This window comes from Streptomyces sp. NPDC111516 (assembly GCF_055635345.1).
Map to the genome: position 1 here is coordinate 116,403 of NZ_JBVKBV010000006.1, position 16,886 is coordinate 133,288.

Annotated in this window: 17 protein-coding genes; 9 read left to right on the top strand and 8 right to left on the bottom strand. The window is 70.9% G+C overall.

Going from position 1 to position 16,886, the window contains the following annotated elements:
- Positions 1-361 precede the first annotated feature (361 nt).
- From ACZ7L9_RS14500 to ACZ7L9_RS14515, 4 genes are read left to right on the top strand one after another with little or no spacing between them, the layout of a single operon-like run.
- The gene (locus tag ACZ7L9_RS14500; RefSeq protein WP_471415388.1) at positions 362-1,774 is read left to right on the top strand and encodes an MFS transporter; all 1,413 of its coding nucleotides are present in this window, start codon (positions 362-364) and stop codon (positions 1,772-1,774) included.
- Positions 1,775-1,801: 27 nt separating this feature from the next.
- Positions 1,802-2,281, top strand: a complete 480-nt coding sequence (locus ACZ7L9_RS14505; protein WP_471415389.1) for a DUF2771 domain-containing protein — start codon at positions 1,802-1,804, stop codon at positions 2,279-2,281.
- Between the two features lie 29 nt (positions 2,282-2,310).
- On the top strand, positions 2,311-3,021 hold the full coding sequence (locus ACZ7L9_RS14510) for a futalosine hydrolase (protein WP_471415391.1): 711 nt from the start codon (positions 2,311-2,313) through the stop codon (positions 3,019-3,021).
- Entirely contained in the window at positions 3,002-3,859 is an 858-nt protein-coding gene (locus tag ACZ7L9_RS14515; RefSeq protein ID WP_471415392.1) for a 1,4-dihydroxy-6-naphthoate synthase, read from the top strand. The genes ACZ7L9_RS14510 and ACZ7L9_RS14515 overlap by 20 nt, the downstream gene beginning before the upstream one ends.
- A gap of 12 nt (positions 3,860-3,871) precedes the next feature.
- Here the strand turns inward: ACZ7L9_RS14515 and ACZ7L9_RS14520 are convergent, their stop codons facing one another.
- Positions 3,872-4,255 carry a cold-shock protein gene (locus tag ACZ7L9_RS14520; RefSeq protein ID WP_471415394.1) on the bottom strand — a complete coding sequence of 128 codons (384 nt, stop codon included), beginning with the start codon at positions 4,253-4,255 and terminating at the stop codon, positions 3,872-3,874.
- 210 nt (positions 4,256-4,465) lie between these two features.
- Between ACZ7L9_RS14520 and ACZ7L9_RS14525 the strand changes: the two genes are divergently transcribed.
- Entirely contained in the window at positions 4,466-4,690 is a 225-nt protein-coding gene (locus ACZ7L9_RS14525; protein WP_469577301.1) for a hypothetical protein, read from the top strand.
- Positions 4,691-4,794: 104 nt separating this feature from the next.
- On the opposite strand, the gene ACZ7L9_RS14530 is transcribed toward ACZ7L9_RS14525, so the two are convergent.
- The 6 genes from ACZ7L9_RS14530 to ACZ7L9_RS14555 all read right to left on the bottom strand — a co-directional run bounded on the left by ACZ7L9_RS14530 (position 4,795) and on the right by ACZ7L9_RS14555 (position 13,554).
- A complete protein-coding gene (locus ACZ7L9_RS14530) occupies positions 4,795-8,205 on the bottom strand; it encodes an SAV_2336 N-terminal domain-related protein (RefSeq protein WP_471415396.1) in 3,411 nt (1,136 codons plus the stop codon).
- Between the two features lie 17 nt (positions 8,206-8,222).
- Entirely contained in the window at positions 8,223-9,107 is an 885-nt protein-coding gene (locus ACZ7L9_RS14535; RefSeq protein WP_471415695.1) for an AAA family ATPase, read from the bottom strand.
- Positions 9,108-9,223: 116 nt separating this feature from the next.
- Positions 9,224-11,323 (bottom strand): VMAP-C domain-containing protein, encoded by a 2,100-nt coding sequence (locus tag ACZ7L9_RS14540; protein ID WP_471415398.1) that lies wholly within the window; start codon positions 11,321-11,323, stop codon positions 9,224-9,226.
- 70 nt (positions 11,324-11,393) lie between these two features.
- Entirely contained in the window at positions 11,394-11,801 is a 408-nt protein-coding gene (locus ACZ7L9_RS14545; protein WP_471415400.1) for a CU044_2847 family protein, read from the bottom strand.
- Positions 11,802-12,496: 695 nt separating this feature from the next.
- A complete protein-coding gene (locus ACZ7L9_RS14550; protein WP_471415401.1) occupies positions 12,497-12,691 on the bottom strand; it encodes a DUF397 domain-containing protein in 195 nt (64 codons plus the stop codon).
- Positions 12,692-12,702: 11 nt separating this feature from the next.
- The gene (locus ACZ7L9_RS14555) at positions 12,703-13,554 is read right to left on the bottom strand and encodes a helix-turn-helix domain-containing protein (protein WP_471415403.1); all 852 of its coding nucleotides are present in this window, start codon (positions 13,552-13,554) and stop codon (positions 12,703-12,705) included.
- A gap of 211 nt (positions 13,555-13,765) precedes the next feature.
- On the opposite strand from ACZ7L9_RS14555, the gene ACZ7L9_RS14560 reads away from it, so the two are divergent.
- The 4 genes from ACZ7L9_RS14560 (at position 13,766) to ACZ7L9_RS14575 (ending at position 15,628) form a co-directional block, all read left to right on the top strand.
- Positions 13,766-14,227 (top strand): ATP-binding protein, encoded by a 462-nt coding sequence (locus ACZ7L9_RS14560; RefSeq protein WP_471415405.1) that lies wholly within the window; start codon positions 13,766-13,768, stop codon positions 14,225-14,227.
- A 393-nt stretch (positions 14,228-14,620) separates the two neighbouring features.
- Entirely contained in the window at positions 14,621-14,947 is a 327-nt protein-coding gene (locus ACZ7L9_RS14565; RefSeq protein ID WP_171164436.1) for a PadR family transcriptional regulator, read from the top strand.
- Complete coding sequence (locus ACZ7L9_RS14570; RefSeq protein ID WP_471415407.1) at positions 14,944-15,300, top strand: DUF1048 domain-containing protein; 357 nt, start codon at positions 14,944-14,946, stop codon at positions 15,298-15,300. The genes ACZ7L9_RS14565 and ACZ7L9_RS14570 overlap by 4 nt, the downstream gene beginning before the upstream one ends.
- 1 nt (position 15,301) lies before the next feature.
- Positions 15,302-15,628 (top strand): DUF1048 domain-containing protein, encoded by a 327-nt coding sequence (locus ACZ7L9_RS14575; RefSeq protein WP_471415409.1) that lies wholly within the window; start codon positions 15,302-15,304, stop codon positions 15,626-15,628.
- Positions 15,629-16,178: 550 nt separating this feature from the next.
- On the opposite strand, the gene ACZ7L9_RS14580 is transcribed toward ACZ7L9_RS14575, so the two are convergent.
- Positions 16,179-16,814, bottom strand: coding sequence for an HAD family hydrolase (locus ACZ7L9_RS14580; RefSeq protein ID WP_471415410.1), 636 nt, complete (start codon positions 16,812-16,814; stop codon positions 16,179-16,181).
- Between the last annotated feature and the right edge of the window lie 72 nt (positions 16,815-16,886).

Sequence of the window (16,886 nt, forward strand, 5' to 3'; positions counted from 1 at the left end):
GTCGACGTCCACACCCGTTGTGCCTGCCTCGGGCGCACCTTCTGCCATCCATTCTGCGGGATCGCCGATAGGCGCGCGGCCGAGAACAACCGCCGGTGGCGCGCTACGCACGCTACCCTCTCCGCCGCCCCCCGCCCACCTGCCCGTCCGGAACAAGGCCGTATCCGGCGCCGTGTCCGGTGCGAAGACCGCCTTGCGGCCTGCATAAAGAGAGGTCGGACAACCGGTCGATGCCCAGCCGGACGGCCAGCCGGTGCAAGCAGGGCGGGCCGGGCGGAGCACTGACCCGACAGGGCGGAGTGCACTGGCGTCCCGGACCGATGCCGGTTCGTCACCGTGGCGACTGGGGCACTATGTCGAAGTGACTTCCGCCAGGTCGCACAAGGATTCCGGCCCGCTCCGCAGGGCGGTCCGGGCGATCGGTCATGCCCTCCACACCCCGTTCACCGGCACCGCGAAAGGCATCCGGAAGGCGACGCACGCCCACGGCGCCGGGGAGTCCGGGCTCGGCAAGCTGATCGAACTGCACGCCGTGAACGGCGCGGGCGATGTGATGATCACGGTCGCCCTCGCGTCGACGGTGTTCTTCTCGGTGCCGACGGACGAGGCCCGGGGCCGCGTCGCGCTCTATCTCGCCATCACCATGGCGCCCTTCACCCTCCTCGCGCCCGTGATCGGCCCGCTCCTGGATCATCTGCCGCACGGCCGCCGCGCCGCGATGGCTGGTGCGATGCTGGCCCGTGCGGTGCTGGCGCTCACCATGTCGGGCGCGGTCGCCACCGGCGGCCTGGAGCTGTATCCGGCCGCGCTGGCCGTCCTGGTCTGCTCGAAGGCGTACGGGGTGGTCCGCAGCGCCGTCGTGCCGCGCCTGCTGCCGCAGCGCTTCTCCCTGGTGAAGGCGAACTCCCGGGTCACCTTGGCCGGTCTCCTGGCGACCGGTGTCGCCGCCCCGATCGGCGCGGGGCTGCACACCATCGGGTCCCCCTGGCCGCTGTACGGGGCGTGCGTGATCTTCATCGGGGGGACCGTCCTCGCTTTCACGCTGCCGCACACGGTCGACTCCGCGAAGGGTGAGCGCAAGGCCCGGCTGGTACCGACGTACGGCGCGGCGACCCCGCGGCCCGGGACGAAGCGGAACGGGCGGACGAGAGGCCGGGAGAAGAACGGCGAGAAACGGCCCGGGCTGCGGTCCGTGGGACCGTCCGTGCTGAACGGCCTGCAGGCCAACACCGCGCACCGCGCGCTCTCCGGCTTCCTCATCTTCTTCCTGGCGTTCCTGCTGCGCGAGCACCCGCTCGCCGGGCAGAGCGCCGCCGTCTCGCTCGGCATCGTCGGCGTGGCGGCCGGTGCCGGAAACGCGCTCGGCACGGCGTTCGGCGCCTGGCTGAGGGCTCGCGGCCCCGAGATGATCGTCGCCTCCGTGCTGACCCTGGCGCTGGGGATCGCCGTGCTCGCCGCCCTCTTCTTCAGCACCGTCATGGTCGCCGCGCTCAGCGCGACGGCGGGCTTCACCCAGGCCCTGTCGAAGCTCTCGCTGGACGCGATGATCCAGCGCGACGTGCCCGAGGAGGTACGGACCTCCGCGTTCGCCCGGTCGGAGACCGTGCTCCAGATGGCGTGGGTGGTCGGCGGCGGCATCGGCATCGCCCTCCCCCTCAACGGCGTACTGGGCATGTCGATCGCCTCGGGCATCCTCGGCCTGGGTGCGGCCACGTCCGTACGGGGGCTGCTGGTCGCCGCGCGGCGCGGCTCGCCGCACCCCCGCGTGGCGTGAGCCGGAGCGACCGATAGCCTTCGGCCCATGACCGTTGCGTTCTTCTCCGGTAAGGGCCGTCGAATCGGCGTCGCTCTTGGTGCCGTGTCCGCGGGACTCCTTGTCCTCTCCGCCTGCGACAAGCCGACGCCGCTCGCGACCGTAACGGTCGGCGGCAACGTGGTGACGTCCGAGGCGTCCTGCTACAACGACGGCAAGCCCCTCAAGTCCTCCGAATACCAGAGCTGCCTCAACAAGAAGGCGGACAAGTCCATCGAGGTCGCCATGGACGACAAGGTCCGCTTCGGCGTCGACCCGGAGATCGCGGACAACGGCTGGACGCTGTTCATCAACGGCCAGCAGGCCGAGCCGGAGCCGTACAAGAAGACCTACCGGTCCATCCCGGGCAGCGCCTTCTTCTCCAGCCAGACCGGCGAGACGGCGAACACGACGCAGATCAGCATCGTCGAGACCAAGGGCAAGCAGCTCACGGGCGTCTGGCACTTCGAGCTGAAGAAGAGCAGCTGATCCCCTCCTGACCTCGGAGGACTCCCCCCGTGCGTGTGCTTGTCGTGACCGCTGTCCCGGTGGAACGGGACGCAGTCACGCGCGCGTTCGGGGACGGCTCCGCGGCGCCGGTGCGCGAGGCGGGGGGTGCGGAGATCCACCGTGCCGGGCCCTTCGACGTCCTCGCGGGCGGCGCGGGACCGGCCGCCGCCGCGGCTGCGGCCGCCTTCGCGCTGGCCGCCGCGGCCGAGCCGTACGGTCTCGTCGTCTCGGCCGGCATCGGCGGCGGGTTCGCCCCCGCCGCCCCGCTCGGCTCCCTCGTCGTCGCGAGCGCGATCGTCGCCGCCGATCTGGGCGCCGACACCCCGGACGGCTTCCTGCCCGTCACCGCCCTGGGCTTCGGGCGCGACCGCTTCACGCCACCGCCCGCGCTGGTACGGGAGGTGGTCGGGGCCACAGGTGGGGCGGCCGGGGAGATCCTCACCGTCTGCACCGTCACCGGCACCGCGGAGCGCACCGCCGCTCTGCTCGCCGCGCACCCCGCGGCCGCCGCCGAGGCCATGGAGGGCTTCGGGGTCGCCGAGGCCGCCGAGCGGGCAGGCGTGCCGGTGCTGGAGATCCGGGCGGTCTCGAACGCCGTCGGCCCGCGCGACCGCGCCGCCTGGCGCATCGGCGACGCGCTGACCGCGCTCACCGGGGCGTTCGGGAAGCTCATACCCGTACTGGAAGGCTGGACCCACCATGACCAGAACCACGCGTGACCGGCTGAACATCGCTTTCTCGCCGTGCCCGAACGACACGTTCGTCTTCGACGCCTGGGCGCACGGAAGGGTCCCCGGCGCGCCCGCCCTCGATGTCACCTTCGCCGACATCGACATCACCAACGGCATGGCCGAGCGCGGCGAGCTCGACGTCCTCAAGGTCTCGTACGCGGTGCTGCCCTGGGTCCTCGACGAATACGCGCTGCTGCCGTGCGGCGGGGCGCTCGGGCGGGGCTGCGGGCCGCTCGTCCTCACGAAGGAGCCGGGCACGGACCTGACGGGCCGGACCGTCGCCGTGCCGAGCGAGCGTTCCACCGCGTATCTGCTGTTCCGGCTCTGGGCGGCCGAGGTGGTGCCGGGCGGGGTCGGCGAGATCGTCGTCCTGCCGTTCGACGAGATCATGCCCGCCGTGCGCGACGGGAAGGTGGACGCCGGTCTCGTCATCCACGAGGCGCGTTTCACGTACCAGAACTACGGGCTGCACAACCTCGCCGACATGGGCCGGCACTGGGAGGACACGACCGGGCTGCCGATCCCGCTCGGCGCGATCATCGCCAAGCGGTCGCTGGGCTCGGACACGCTGAAGCTGCTCGCCGATTCGGTGCGCACCTCGGTACGGATGGCCTGGGACGACCCCGAGGCGTCACGGCCCTACGTGCTGGAGCACGCCCAGGAGATGGACCCGGCCGTGGCGGACCAGCACATCGGGCTGTACGTCAACGAGTTCACGGCCGACCTCGGCGAGGACGGCTACGCGGCGATCCGCGGACTGCTGACGCGCGCGGCGGCCGAGGGGCTGGTACCGCCCCTCGGCCCGGACGCGCTGTCGTTCGTCTGAGTACTTCGCGGGTCACACGTCGAGCTGGTCGGCGACCGCGCGCAGCAGGCCGCCGATCTTCTTGCCGGCCGCCTTGTCGGGGTAGCGGCCGCGCTCCAGCATCGGCGTGATGTTCTCAAGCAGGGTGGTCAGGTCCTGCACGATGGACGCGAGCTCGTCCGGCTTGCGGCGCTGCGCGGCCGCGACGGACGGGGCCGGCTCCAGGATCGCCACCGACAGCGCCTGATCTCCGCGCTGACCGGCCACGACGCCGAACTCGACGCGCTGGCCCGGTTTGAGGGCGTCGACGCCGTCGGGCAGCACCGAGGAGTGCACGAAGACGTCGCCGCCGTCATCGCGGGAGAGGAAGCCGAAGCCCTTCTCGCTGTTGAACCATTTGACCTTGCCAGTCGGCAAAGCACGCACCCCATCTCAACCCGTATGCCGGAACAAAGCCTCAGCAGGTCAGGCTATCCAGTGGTGGTGCTCCCCTGCTGGCAGAAGCCTCCCCAGGTGACGTACCCCTCGTCAAGCCTGGTCATCCGGCCTGTGTCCAGAAACGGTACTTGGTTCTGTACGTGGCCTGCCGCGGAGTGGTTCGCCGGTGTCGGGAACTACCCTGGCGGGGTGAGTACTACACCTTCTGGCGCAGGTGACCGGCTGGTCCGGATCGGCGCGATCGTCTTCTTCATCGGAGCGCTGGCCACGCTGGTCACGGTGGCCCCGCTGTTCCTCCACACCCATCCGCTTCCGTCCATCGCGTGGTCGCTGTGCATGCTGATGGGCGTCGGCTTCCTGATCGCCGCGGCGGGCGTGGTCCGGTCGGTGCGGGCGGGGGCGCCGAAGCGGTAGGTGTGGCGGCGCCTCACGATCGGCAGGATCCAGCAGGTGGAGGCTGGCGACCTGCTCATCGAGATCGCCTGACCCACCCGGCGTCACCGGCCCGGCACTCCCGCTCACGGCGCGCCCACCAGCAACTCCCGCGCCACCTGCGCGAAGGCTTCCGCCGCCCGTGGCCGAAGCCTGGACAGGTCCCGCTCCCGCGGGCCCGCCAGGTGCAGGTCGAACGGTACGACCATCACAGCCCGCGCCTGGCTGGCGAACGTGGCCCGCACAGTGAACTCGTCCATCAGGTGATCGATGCCGCCGAGTGCGGTGCACACCACCACCGCCTCGTCGGCCACCCGCTCCCGGCCGTCGGCCCGCAGTTCGGCCAACTGGCGGACCGCCGCCTCGACCGAGTACTCGGCGTTGGTACAACACAGCACCAGCCGGTCGGTGTGCGCCAGTACGGTCTCCGCGCCCCGGGTGATCCGGCCTCCCGCCCAGTCGCTGAGTACCACGGGGTAGTGGCGGGCCGTCATCGCCATGATGCGGCGGTACTCGTCCGCGTAAGCCGGACTCGCGGTCGCATGGGTGCCGGCATGGGCGAGCACCTCCAGCCCGCCGGTGCTGCGCGTCGTGTAGGAGCGGATCTCCTCGTACGAGGCGTCAGCCGGGAATTCGGCCAGTTCGTGCGGGGTGCGGGGGTTGCGGTCCCGAAGGTAGCCGTACAGGTCGCCGGCGGTCGGTGCTCCGTCCATGGCCATGACGGGCTCGCCGCGTACCGCGGCGAACATCCCGCCCAGCACCAGGCACGTGGTGGCCCTTCCGCAGCCGGGCTGAGCGCCGGCGATGGTGATCCGCAAGCTCCGGGTCAGCGGCCTGCGCAGCTCGGCCAGCAGTCGGTAGAACCCGCTCCGCCTCAAGGCGCGGGCCGTCGGGAACAGCGACCGGCTCCCGATCCGCAGCGCGGCGACGTCCGGGCGCGTCCCGCCCGGACGGAGCCGGAGCGCTGGCCGGGGCCCTGCGCTGCGGGTCTCGTCGGCACGGCGGACTCCCGGCAGCGGGCCTCCGCGCGCGAGCGCCACGTACCGGGCGAGGATCGTAGTGACCTCGGCGGCGGTCGGGCGCCGGAGCGGATCCGGGGCCAGACAGCGGCCGACGACCTCCCGCAGGGACTGCCAGGTGTCTCCTTGCCACAGGTGCATGCCGTCCTGCATCCCGTACGAGGTGCCCTGCCGCTTGCTGCTGATGCGGCGCAGCAGTTCTCCGAGCGCCCGGACGTTGTCGGCCTGACTGGGCAGCGGGCCGCTTCCCACGTACTCGCCGTCCACTGCACAGTCGAACAGCCCGGTCAGCACCACCGAACGCTGGAGCACCACCACGGTGTCCTCGGTCAGCGAGGCCGGCACCAGCCCGCTCATGTGGCAGATACTCAGCGCGCCCGCCATATGCCAGCCCAGGGTGAGTCCGGTCAGGATGTCGAAGGGGGGCCGGTCCATCTCGGTGTGGAGCCTGATCAGGTCACCGAGTGTGGCCGGCTGCGCGGCCTGCGCGGTGGCGTCGCTGACTAACTGCATGGCGATCCACGGCGGATCGTCGCCAAGCCCGCTGGCCAGGAGGGCCGGCGCGTATCGGCCGTTCATCCGGCGCAGCGCCTCCGCCTCGGTGACCAGCAACCGGACAGTGGCCGGCGGAAGATCGGGACGGATCACCCGGACCGCGGCCTCGCCGCCCTGGGCGTCGTGCGCGCGGTAGAGGACGGACCGGTCGTCGGTGCGGCGGGACAGCAGCCGGTACGGGCCGAGCCGGACCGGGTCCTGCGGGGTGAGCGGCGCCCACGCGGTCGATGTCTCCGGAGACCCCGGGTCACCGAACAGGCCTGCTGCGGAGCCGGGTTCGTATCCGCCCTGCACGGGCCGGGGCAGCGGCTCCATGGTGACGCCCAGCCTCACGAGCAGCCTGCGCTCCACCGCGGTGAAGGAGCGCAGGGCCTCCGGCACCCGGTCCTGGCCGTCCTGGTGGGCCAGCCACACCGGGAAGTCGGGTGAGCGGCCGGCCAGTTGAGTCAGACGCCGCCCGATGCGTCGGCCGGTCGCCACCAGTTCCGCACTGGGCAGTGCGTCCAGCAGGGCCGGCTTGACCTCCTCGGTGAAGTCGAAGACCTGGTGCCGGACGGGCAGCGGCCCGTTCACGGGAGCGGCGACCGGACGCAGCAGCCCGCCCAGGAAGACCTCCGCGAGATGTGTGGTCCGCGCCTGCCACGGCACCTCGTTCTGCACCAGCCGCATCACCGGCACCGAGACCGGGCTCACCGCGGCCAGGTGCGCCGCCAACCGGTACGCCTCCGGTGAGGCCGCGTCCCGGAAGTGCTGTACCCCGCGCTCGCCCCGGGACGGTGCCATCAGGGTCCGTAGCCGGGCGGGGCCCAGCAGCGGCAGGCCCACTGTGGTCCCCGGCGAGGTGAGCAGCCGGGCCCAGTCGCGCAGCGCCTCGGCCGTCGGTTCAAGCACCGGCACCGGCGTTCCTGGGAACTCGGACAGCTCCGGCGGCAGCAGCTGGTCGGTGATCAGCCAGCGCGAGTTGGGCGCGCCCGGGTGCCGGGTGGTGACCTGCCAGCGGTCGGCCTGGATACCCGAGGCGTCCCACAGTGCCGGTGGCAGGGTGTGCACCAGGGCCGTCGGCCCGCAGCGCGCCCACCGCTCCAGCACCGGATGCATCCGCCCTTGGCGCCAAGCCGCGCCCATGCCGTCGCTCAGGACGAGCACCAGTGTCCGCCCGGAGGGGTCCACGGACAGCGAGGTGGACAGCGGCGCACTCGCCGGATCGAACGGGCGCCCGCGCAGCACCGGCTCCCCGGAGCCGGTGCTGTCGAGCCCGTACACCCTCAGTGAGCGGAACGCCCCGAGTCGCTGCAGGGTCGTCTGGATGTCCGCGGTCAGCCGCTCCCACAGCAGCATCGAGATACCGTCGTCCACCACCAGGACCAGGTCCAGCCACCGCTCGCGCACCGGGCGCATCACCACGTCCGGCAACCAGGTCTCCGCCAGCGCGGCAGCGGTGGCCCGCTCGTCCAGTTCGAACCGCCACCGGCTCGGCCGTTTCCGCTTCAGCGGCCGCAACGACCGGCCCACCAGGAGCTCCTGCGCCAGGGCCTTCTCCTCCGGAACCCGGACCGGCATGCCGGGCTGCGACTTCTCCTCACGGTCAGGTACGGAGTGTTCCGCGGACTCCCGTACGCCGGTGGGCGGAGGCAGCGGCGCCGCGTGCAGGCCGGGCAGGGTCAGGTCGGGCAGGTCCTCGTCGGGCAGGTTCAGCTCCCCGGGCGCCACCCGCTCCGGCTCCGGCCAGGATTCCTCCTCGGCGACAGTGCCGTCGGCGGGCAGCGGGCAACGGGATCGGGCGGCGGCGAGAGGCAGGGTCGCCGGATCGCCGGACAGGCTGTGGGCCAGCCACAGGATGTCCAGTACACCCTGGGCATCCAGATCCTGACCGGCGGCGGCCAGCACCCGGAGGACGGTGCCGAGCCGGTCGGGTTCGGGCACGCCGGTCCCGCTCATGCTCAGCCGGCCCCGGTCAGCTGGTGCAGGACCGCATCCAGCAGCCCGTCCGCGTCCAGATCCACCCCGCCCGCCCGCAGGAACACCGCGTTCAGCAGCTGATCGGTGGCCAGCTCGCCCGGTGCGCGGCGGCGCAGGAAGGCCTGGAGCAGGTCGTCGACCTCCAGCAGGGCCTGGTCTCCCAGGTGGGCCGTGACGATGGCCCGCAGGCGCGCCTCGTCGGGCACCGGCAGGTCGAGGCGGATGCAGCGGCGCAGGAAGGCCGGCGGGAAGTCCCGCTCGCCGTTGCTGGTGATGATCACCACGGGGAACTCGGTGCAGTGCACGATGCCCCGCTCCACCAGGGCCGTGCCCTGGTGGTCCGCGGTCAGCACCTCCACGGCGTCCGTCCCGTCGGGCAGCCGGGCCAGCTCCGGGATATCGAAGACGCCGTCCTCGAAAACGGTGAGCAGGTCGTTGGGCAGGTCCACGTCCCCTTTGTCCATCTCGTCGACCAGCAGCGTGCGGGGCTTCGTCCCCGGGACCAGCGCCGTGCCCAGCGGGCCCAGCCGGACGAACCGTCCGATGCCGGGATCGCCCTCGCCGCGGTCCCGGCTCAGCGTGGTCTCGCGCAGCCGCCCGATGGCGTCGTACTGGTACAGCGCGTCCTGCACGCTGGAACGGCTGTTGACCGACCAGCGCAGCAGGCGGCCCAGCCGGAGCTCGTGCGCCACGGCCTTGGCCAGCGACGACTTGCCGGTCCCCGCGGGCCCCGTGACCAGCAGCGGCCGCCGCAGGTGGAGCGCCGCGTTGACCACGTCGGCATGCTGCGGGGCGATCAGGTACGGAAGCTGCGGCGCGGGCACACCGGCCCGCTTGAACCGCCGCCACGGCGGAGCCGGAGGCATGGACACCGGGCGCGGCACCCCGTCCCCCCGGAAGAGCCGCCACCCGCCGGCGTCCGCTTCGTTGCCCCCGCTCCCCCGGGCCGCATTCGCCGGTCCGGTCCCTTGCCCTGCCCCGCTCATACGCTCTCCTGTGGTTCGGCCAGATACAGCTGAGGGACGGTCCGATCGGCGTCGGCCCAGGCCAGTACGGGCCGGCCGGGGTAGTCCTGAGGCCGGTGCACCGTCTTGGCCCGGTACGAGCGCACTCCCTCGGGCAGCTCGCGGGTGGAGACCACGTCCATCTGCGCCACCGACCGACTCTCGCCCGCCCGGTCCCAGACCACCACCGGCATTCCCACGGCCAGACACACCTGCACGATCTCCTCACGGAGCCCGGCCGGAACCGCAACCGAGACCCGTACGGCATCGGCCCGGTCCATCAAGGTCCCGTAGATCTCCCGGGGCCCCATCGCCTCGTCGCTGAACAGCAGCGAGGTCCCGGTGTCGAGCTGGCGCCAGCGGCGCCGCCAGTCCGGCAGGAAGCGCTCGTTGCGGCGCAGCAGCTCCGGGCAGTTGATGACCACCTGGTACTCCGCACCGAGCACGGCCGGCACCACGTCGTCGGGGTCGTCCGTCTCCCACTCGTCGATGGGCAGGTTCAGACCGGCCCGGTCCACCAGGGCCTCGATCAGCGGCCGACGCTCACCCGGGTCCGCGGCCCGGCACAGCGACTCCAGGGCGCGCAACACCTCCCGGGCTGCCTGCGCCCCGCTGTACACGCGCTCGCCCTCGGTGGAGACCTGGCGGGGCCCCGCTCCCTCGTCGCACCACAGCCGGAGCCGGTAGCGGTCCGTCCCGGCGAGGGTCTGCACCTGCACCAGCACCCGCAGCGGCGCTGTCCGCGTGCCCTGCGCACGGGCCCACTCCTCGGCATCGGAGCGGCGCTCGGCCAACGCCGAGCGGGGGATACCGAGCCGGTCGGCCACTCCGTCGGACCAGAGCCGCAGCCGGGCCCGCGGCCCGGAGCCGCACAGGGCCGCCAGGTACTCCACCATCCGCAGCAGTCCGGGCACCCGCGGGCCCCCCGGATCACCGTGGCTATCGCCGGAAAGCCGCTCCAGGCTGGTCAGCGTCTCGTCGAGACGCTCTCCGTCCGGCAGCGCCGCGGCCAGCGGAAGCGCGGCCCGCATCGCCTGCGGCAGCCGGGCCCGCAGGCTCTCCGGAAGCTCGTCCAGCTGGCCGCTCAGCCGGTCGAACTCCCGTGGCGAGAGGAGCAGCGGCACCTGCGAGAGCAGCCGCGCCTGCAGGATCCGCTCGGTGGCCGGTGGGTCCTGCAGGCGCATCACCTCGCTGAGCGCCGCCAGCGCCCGCGGGTCAGTCACCAGGAGCCGGGCAAACTCCTCGTTGGTGGGCGCCGATCCGTCACGCGGATACGCGTAGCCGCAGCGCTCGGCCACCGCCCGCGCCCGGTCCCGGCGTATTTCGGGCGAGGACATCACCATCTCCAGCAGATCGCTCAGCAGCGGCAGCGCGGGATCCTCCGGATCGGCCTCGGCCGCCACATCCTCGAAGAGCGCCGCCGCGTCCACCGCTCGTAGCTCCTCCTGGATCGCCTGCCAGGGAATGCACCAGCTGCGGCGGGCGATCTGCTGGCTACCGTACGGGAGCGGCCTCCCGCTGACCGGGTCGGTGGGCGGCATGATGTGCCCGGTGACCAGTCCCACGACCACCTGCTCGTCGTCGGACCACAGCGGACCCCCGCTGTACGCCGGTCCGATGGCCATCCCTGTCGGCTCGCCGTCCACGTAGCCGATCGGCCCGTCGACGGACTTGACACGCACATCGGCGAACGAGCTGCCCAGCCCTGTGCTGTGCCAGGCCCGCAGCCTCTGGCCCGGCTTCATGGCCGCCCACTCCGGCGGCAGGCTCTGGTGGACCTCCCCGGCCCGGTCGACGGCCAGGACAGCCAGGTCCCCGTACCAGTCGTGGTCCCGCTTCTCGCGCACCGGCAGCCTGCCGTCGCGGCGCCGCGGCGGTATCCAGTACGCCACGCGCGCCCGGCGCCGGTACACCGTCGACGGCGTTCGTAGGGTCACCTCGACCGCCGCGTCACCCGGCGGCCGGTGCTCCAGGACCGGCCTGTCCAGTGCGTCGTTGACCACGTGGGCGCATGTCAGCAGATACCGGGAGGTCAGCAACACCCCCGCACCGGCAGTAACGTTGTCGCCACGGCGCATGACGGACACCACGATGTACCGGGGGTCCGCATTCTGCGTGCCGCCCCAGCGGTGGAACCAACCCACCCCGTCAGCCCGCGTGCGGCGCGGGCTGCCAGGTCGCGGACACGGTCAGATGCGCCTGCCCACTGCCACCGACGACGCCGAGCCTGAGGTCCTGACCGATCTGCAGCCCGAAGGTCACGTTGACCTCCTGTGGCGGACTCGCCGCGGTGGTCACCGCGTCATGCACTTCCTGAAGCAGCAGCCCCAGCGGCTTCAGTGTGGTCCGTAGTGCCTCCACGGCCGTCACCCCGACGCGCCTGCCCCGGGCCACGGGCACACTGACGCCCATGCCTTCCGGCAGTTCCTCGTACTCCACTTCCGCTTCCGGATCCATCGGATCCACCGGATCGACGGTCTCGATCTCGGTCGCGGACACCACCTCGAACCGGATGGGTGTGCCGTCGCCCAGTTGCAGTTCAGTGAAGGTCGCCATGTGCCTCATTGTGCCCAACTTCCTGCCTGGTGCGATCAGTTCGCAGAGATCAGGCTCGCTGTGGGCGATACTGCCCGCCGCCGCGCCCTTGGGCTGCGTACAGCCAAGGCCCGGGGTCGCTCTCGCGGACCGGTCGGCCCAGCTTGCGATACGTAGAACACTCCGGCCCCACTTTCGGCGGCGACACCGGCTCCAGCAGCGGCCCCGCCGTCGAGATGCCCGACCAATCCCGGCAGGCACCTGGACAGGCGCCTTCCTCACTCTCGACTTCGGCCCGCAGAACAGCGCCCAGGCTCCGTACCCACAGGACCACATGCCGACCGCCCCTCAAACGCGCCGTGTCCGGAGGGCGGCCGGGGCAAGGCAACGGATCGAGGCGAACCCCGGGGTCAGCGATCGCGTCGATCCGGACGCGCCCACACCGTCCAGAGCTTGGCGACGGCGGCCCGCCGCAACCCACGCTCACGACGAGGCCGGTACTCAAAACGCGCCGGCCACACCCTGCCGTGGTCGAAGCCAACGAGGTGACCGCCTGCTACCGGAGTGACGGCCGATGACTCCAGATCCGCCCGACGGTCGATTTCGTTCCCGGGGTCCAGATCGTCCGGTCCGTACGCCACCTCGATCCAGGGACCGGGGCTTCCTCGCCCTCCGGGGCAGCACCGATCCAGGTGAGGTCGGTGGAGATGCCGGGATCAGCCATGGCGGGGGCTCTCCTTGACGACGCGTACGAGGGATGCCCAGGCTGCGGGTGTGGTGCGGAGTATCGCCCCGGTGAGGTCGCTGCTCTCTGTGAGTTTGACCCTTCCGCCGGTGCCCTTGGCAATGTGGATGCACGAGTCCCCTTGGGCGCAGTAGGACGACTTCTGCCAGTGGTCGTACGTGGGCATGAATGCTCCCCTCACAGGTGCTGACTGATGTGGTGGATGAGATCCCGGGTGTCTTCCGGCGACAGCGCTGCGTCCTCGATCTTGCTGAACAGGGTCCGGTAGTTCCGGAGTTGGGTATCAGCGTCGAGGAATGCGAGGCCGTGGGACTGGTCGAGGTGAACGGTGTCCAGCTCGGGGACTGGGCCGTACGCGTAGTAGATGGACTGGCCCGAGCCGGGAATGGCGCCTGCCTTGAACGGGATGACCTGGATGGTGATGTGGTCCTGCTCGCTCATGTCGAGGAGGTGCTGCAACTGCGTCCGTGCCGTCTCGGAGCCGCCGACCTCGGTACGAAGCGCCGCCTCGTGGATGAGCGCCTGGTACGGGGTCGGCGCGGCCCCGTGCAGCACTGCCTGGCGCTTTATGCGGAATAAGACACGGTGCTCGACATCCGGCGGCGGCAACTCCGGGACGTGCTGCCGGAAGATCTCCCGCGCGTGGTCAGCGCTCTGGAGCAGCCCGGGAATGTGTGCCGTGATGGCGCCGCGCAGCCGTTCGGCATGGTGTTCCAGCTCCGCAAGGTCCAGGAGAGGCGTCGGCAGGAGCTCCTGATACTCGGACCACCAGCCTCGCTTCCGGTCCTTGACCATGTCGACCAGGGCTTCGATGAAGGCATGGTCGGAGCACTCGTAGTTCTGCGCCATGGCGCGCAGCCGCTCGCCGCTCACTCCGAACCTGGCGGTCTCGATGTTGCTCAGCTGGCCCTGGCTGATGCCATGCACTCGGGCGGCCTCGGTTGCTGTGAGACCGGCGCGCTCACGCAATTTGCGCAGTTCGGTAGCGATTCGGATGCGCCGACCGGTGGGGGCGGACCTTCCTGCCATGTAACTCCTCCTTGGCGGGGTTGAGTTCGACTCATCACTCACGCGAGGGAATCTGCATGCCGTTTCATGAATACAGCGCAAATAGAACTTGCAGAGAATCCAGTCTCTGACTCAGGCCACCCGCCCGGAAGTACCCCGCTCGACGGAGCGGCCTCGTCACCGGGCAACCGGAAACCCATGATTCAACTTCCCTCCGTGAACGGAGACTTCCATGGTCAGTGCCACGGTATCCCCGCCCTGGACGTACACCCTCCAACTCCCGCAGGATCCCCGCGCCCCCGGCGTGGCCCGCTCCACCCTCCGCACCATCCTGCGCGTCCACGGCATGCGCGAACTCACCGAAATCGCCGAACTGTTGGCGAGCGAGCTGGTCACCAACGCCTACCTGCACTCCTCGGGCGCCTACTCCCTGCGCCTGCGCGACGCCGGGCGCAGCCGCCTCCGGCTGAGCGTCTGGGACACCAACCCGCACATCCCCGCCCCGTTCCGGTGGAGCGCCGAGGCCCCGGCGGAGCTCGCCGAACGCGGGCGCGGGCTGTACCTCGTCACCCTCTACGCGGAGAGCTGGGGCGCCCACCCCATGGGGACCGGGCTGCCGGGGCAAGGCGGAAAACTGCTCTGGGTGGAGTGCGCGGCCAAGACGGACGACGCTCCGTCGTACGGCGTTCAGTGAACCCGCACCCGCCCTGAATCAGCCGGGGTGGTGACGAGAAGGCTTTTGAGAGGTGCAATTCCCCTACATAGGCCACGAACTTCGGCGACCTGTCACGCTTGGTGACATTCACTGACCGCCTCGGGTGGCCCTGCACGCTCAAGGCACTGACCACTGCGGGCTCGGTCCCACGGCGGAGTCGCCGGCAGGCCTTGCGCTGTGCCGGGACAGTCGGGGTGCCTTGGCCGCCGCCGAGGGGCCGGCAGCGGGCCAGAAGCTGGCGGCCGCGCGGGGTCCTCGCCGACCGGTCCCGGGTTTACGCCTACCGGAGAACTGCCACCCTCCACTATTCAGTGGTACCGTATAGTGGTACTCGGTATCACGCAGTACTGACAGGGCTGAGGAGCACCGGCGATGGACGACCTGACGGAGATGTTGAAGGGCACGCTCGAAGGGTGCGTGCTCGAAATCATCGGCAGCGAGGAAACCTACGGGTACGCCATCACCCGCCAGCTGAACGAGCTCGGCTTCGCCGACGTCATCGAGGGCACGGTGTACACCATCTTGCTGCGGCTGGAGAGGAACGGGCTCGTCCAGGTGACGAAACGACCATCCGGGGTCGGTCCGCCGCGCAAGTTCTACGCGCTCAACGACGCCGGACGCGAGGAACTCGCGAAGTTCTGGGCGAAATGGCAGTACCTCTCATCACGCATCGACAGGCTCAAGGAGGGCGGGAGATGAACTTCTGGGAGAAGGTCACAGGCAGCGATCTCACCAGGGAATGGAAGGCGTTCGAAGCCCGGGCCGAGGCCCTGCCGGACGACTACCGGGCGGCGTGGGGACAGATCATCGCCCACCTCTTCCCCTACGGGGACTTCACCGGCCGCAACCTGATGGCGATCCTCGACGCCGCTCTGGGGCTGCTCGAAGTAGCAGCGGCGGACGGGCAGAGCGTCCACGAGGTGCTCGGCGAGGACATCCAAGGCTTCTGCACCGCGCTTGCCGGTGGAGAAGGGGCTCGAACCTATCGCGACCGGTGGCGCGAGCAGTTGAACAGGAACGTCGCAAGGAAATTGAGCCGGCTGGGAGGCTGACGTGAGCATCCAAGACATCATCGAGGGCAAGAAACAGTGGCGGGCGCACGTGGCTCGGGTCAAGGCTCTCCCGCCGGACTACCAGATCGTCTACAAGGAGATGCAGAGGTACCTGTTCAAGGTCGGACCGATCAGCCTGCCTGACGGGCCCCTGCTCCCCGGGATCGTCGACTTCTTCGAGGAGGGCGTCGCCGCAGGCAAGGGCGTCTTGGAACTCATCGGCACCGACGTCGCCGCGTTCTGCGACGACCTGGTCAAGGACTCCCCTACCTACACGGATGTCTACCAGGCATCCATCAGCGCGGAACCCGGCGCGAACGAGAAGTGACGCCCGCCGCGCCAACGCCGGCGACGTCCCCGGGGCAGCAGTCCAGGCGGAGGGGCCTATGTAGCCAACGCCGACGCCAACGGCAACCCCACGCGCAAGCTCGACTACATCTTCGCGCCGCACACGTTCTCCCGGTGCTCGGTCTCCGCCACTGCGGGCAAGTCCGACCACTGGACCCTGTACGGCACTGTGCCTCTGCCGGCCCTCTGATCCCGTTCCGAGGCGATGCGATGCGGGGGGGGCTGGGCGGAGATCCGCCCGGCCCCCGGTGCGTCGATGGGCAGGCACCTGCCCGGCCGGAGCTCCGTGCAGGGCCTGCCGAGCGGGGCGTTCCGCCGCGGGCCAGGCTGCAGGCCGCCCGTGCCCGGATCGAGGCCTGTGGGGGCTAAGAGGAGCTCACAAAATGGGCGCCCGGCTCGCGGCGCCTGGCACGCACGCTCGCTGCGTTGCCGAAACGCCCTAGTAGCTCCGCTACGAGGACCTTCCAGCGCCTTGCGATCGCACGCACCAGACGCCGCGAGCTGATCGGACTCCCATTTTGTGAGCTCCTCTAAGCCGCGTCCCCGTCCAGGTACCCGTCCAGCCAGGACGGGAACTCCGTCAGCGACGACAGCACGACGTCCGCGCCCGCCGCCCGGAGCTCCTCCACGTCGCACGGGCCTGTGGTGACCGCCACGGACAGCGCCCCGGCCGTGCGGGCGCCCCGTACGTCCCCGGTGTGGTCGCCCACGTACACATGTGCCCCGTGTTCGCGCAGCGCCTGGCCCTTGGCCTCCGCCCACAGGCCGCCGATGACCGCGTCGGGCTCGATCCCGAGGTGGTCGAGGTGGAGTTCCGCGCTCGGCCGGTGCTTGGCGGTGACGACTATCGTCCGGCCGCCCCGCCCGCGGATCGCGGCGACCGACTCCCGGGCGCCCGGCAGCGCGAGGCTCGGAGTGATGGCGTATGTGGGGTAGATCTCGCGGTACCGGTCGGCGGTCGCGGCCACCACATCGGCCGGGAACCAGTTCCGCAGCTCCTCGTCGACCGGCGGCCCGAGCCTGCTCACCACCAGGTCCGTGTCGATCGGCGTCCCCGTCTCGGCGGAAAGCGCCAGGTAGGCGGCCTTGATGCCGGGCCGGGAATCGATGAGCGTCATGTCGAGGTCGAAGCCGACCGTCAGCGGATGTGCAGGCATGGCATCCATTGTCGCGGGGCCGGGCGAAGGGGCGGTCCCGGTACGGCCCTCGGGCCCGAAAACGACGATGCTTAGACTTAG

What these genes read in the sequence shown, in the direction of transcription:
- ACZ7L9_RS14580 (WP_471415410.1), bottom strand. Translation starts at nt 16,814, where the DNA reads ATGGATGCCATGCCTGCACATCCGCTGACGGTCGGCTTCGACCTCGAC.
- ACZ7L9_RS14565 (WP_171164436.1), top strand. Translation starts at nt 14,621, where the DNA reads ATGGACGACCTGACGGAGATGTTGAAGGGCACGCTCGAAGGGTGCGTG.
- ACZ7L9_RS14505 (WP_471415389.1), top strand. Translation starts at nt 1,802, where the DNA reads ATGACCGTTGCGTTCTTCTCCGGTAAGGGCCGTCGAATCGGCGTCGCT.
- ACZ7L9_RS14515 (WP_471415392.1), top strand. Translation starts at nt 3,002, where the DNA reads ATGACCAGAACCACGCGTGACCGGCTGAACATCGCTTTCTCGCCGTGC.
- ACZ7L9_RS14540 (WP_471415398.1), bottom strand. Translation starts at nt 11,323, where the DNA reads ATGCGCCGTGGCGACAACGTTACTGCCGGTGCGGGGGTGTTGCTGACC.
- ACZ7L9_RS14570 (WP_471415407.1), top strand. Translation starts at nt 14,944, where the DNA reads ATGAACTTCTGGGAGAAGGTCACAGGCAGCGATCTCACCAGGGAATGG.
- ACZ7L9_RS14555 (WP_471415403.1), bottom strand. Translation starts at nt 13,554, where the DNA reads ATGGCAGGAAGGTCCGCCCCCACCGGTCGGCGCATCCGAATCGCTACC.
- ACZ7L9_RS14560 (WP_471415405.1), top strand. Translation starts at nt 13,766, where the DNA reads ATGGTCAGTGCCACGGTATCCCCGCCCTGGACGTACACCCTCCAACTC.
- ACZ7L9_RS14535 (WP_471415695.1), bottom strand. Translation starts at nt 9,107, where the DNA reads ATGCCTCCGGCTCCGCCGTGGCGGCGGTTCAAGCGGGCCGGTGTGCCC.
- ACZ7L9_RS14545 (WP_471415400.1), bottom strand. Translation starts at nt 11,801, where the DNA reads ATGGCGACCTTCACTGAACTGCAACTGGGCGACGGCACACCCATCCGG.
- ACZ7L9_RS14550 (WP_471415401.1), bottom strand. Translation starts at nt 12,691, where the DNA reads ATGCCCACGTACGACCACTGGCAGAAGTCGTCCTACTGCGCCCAAGGG.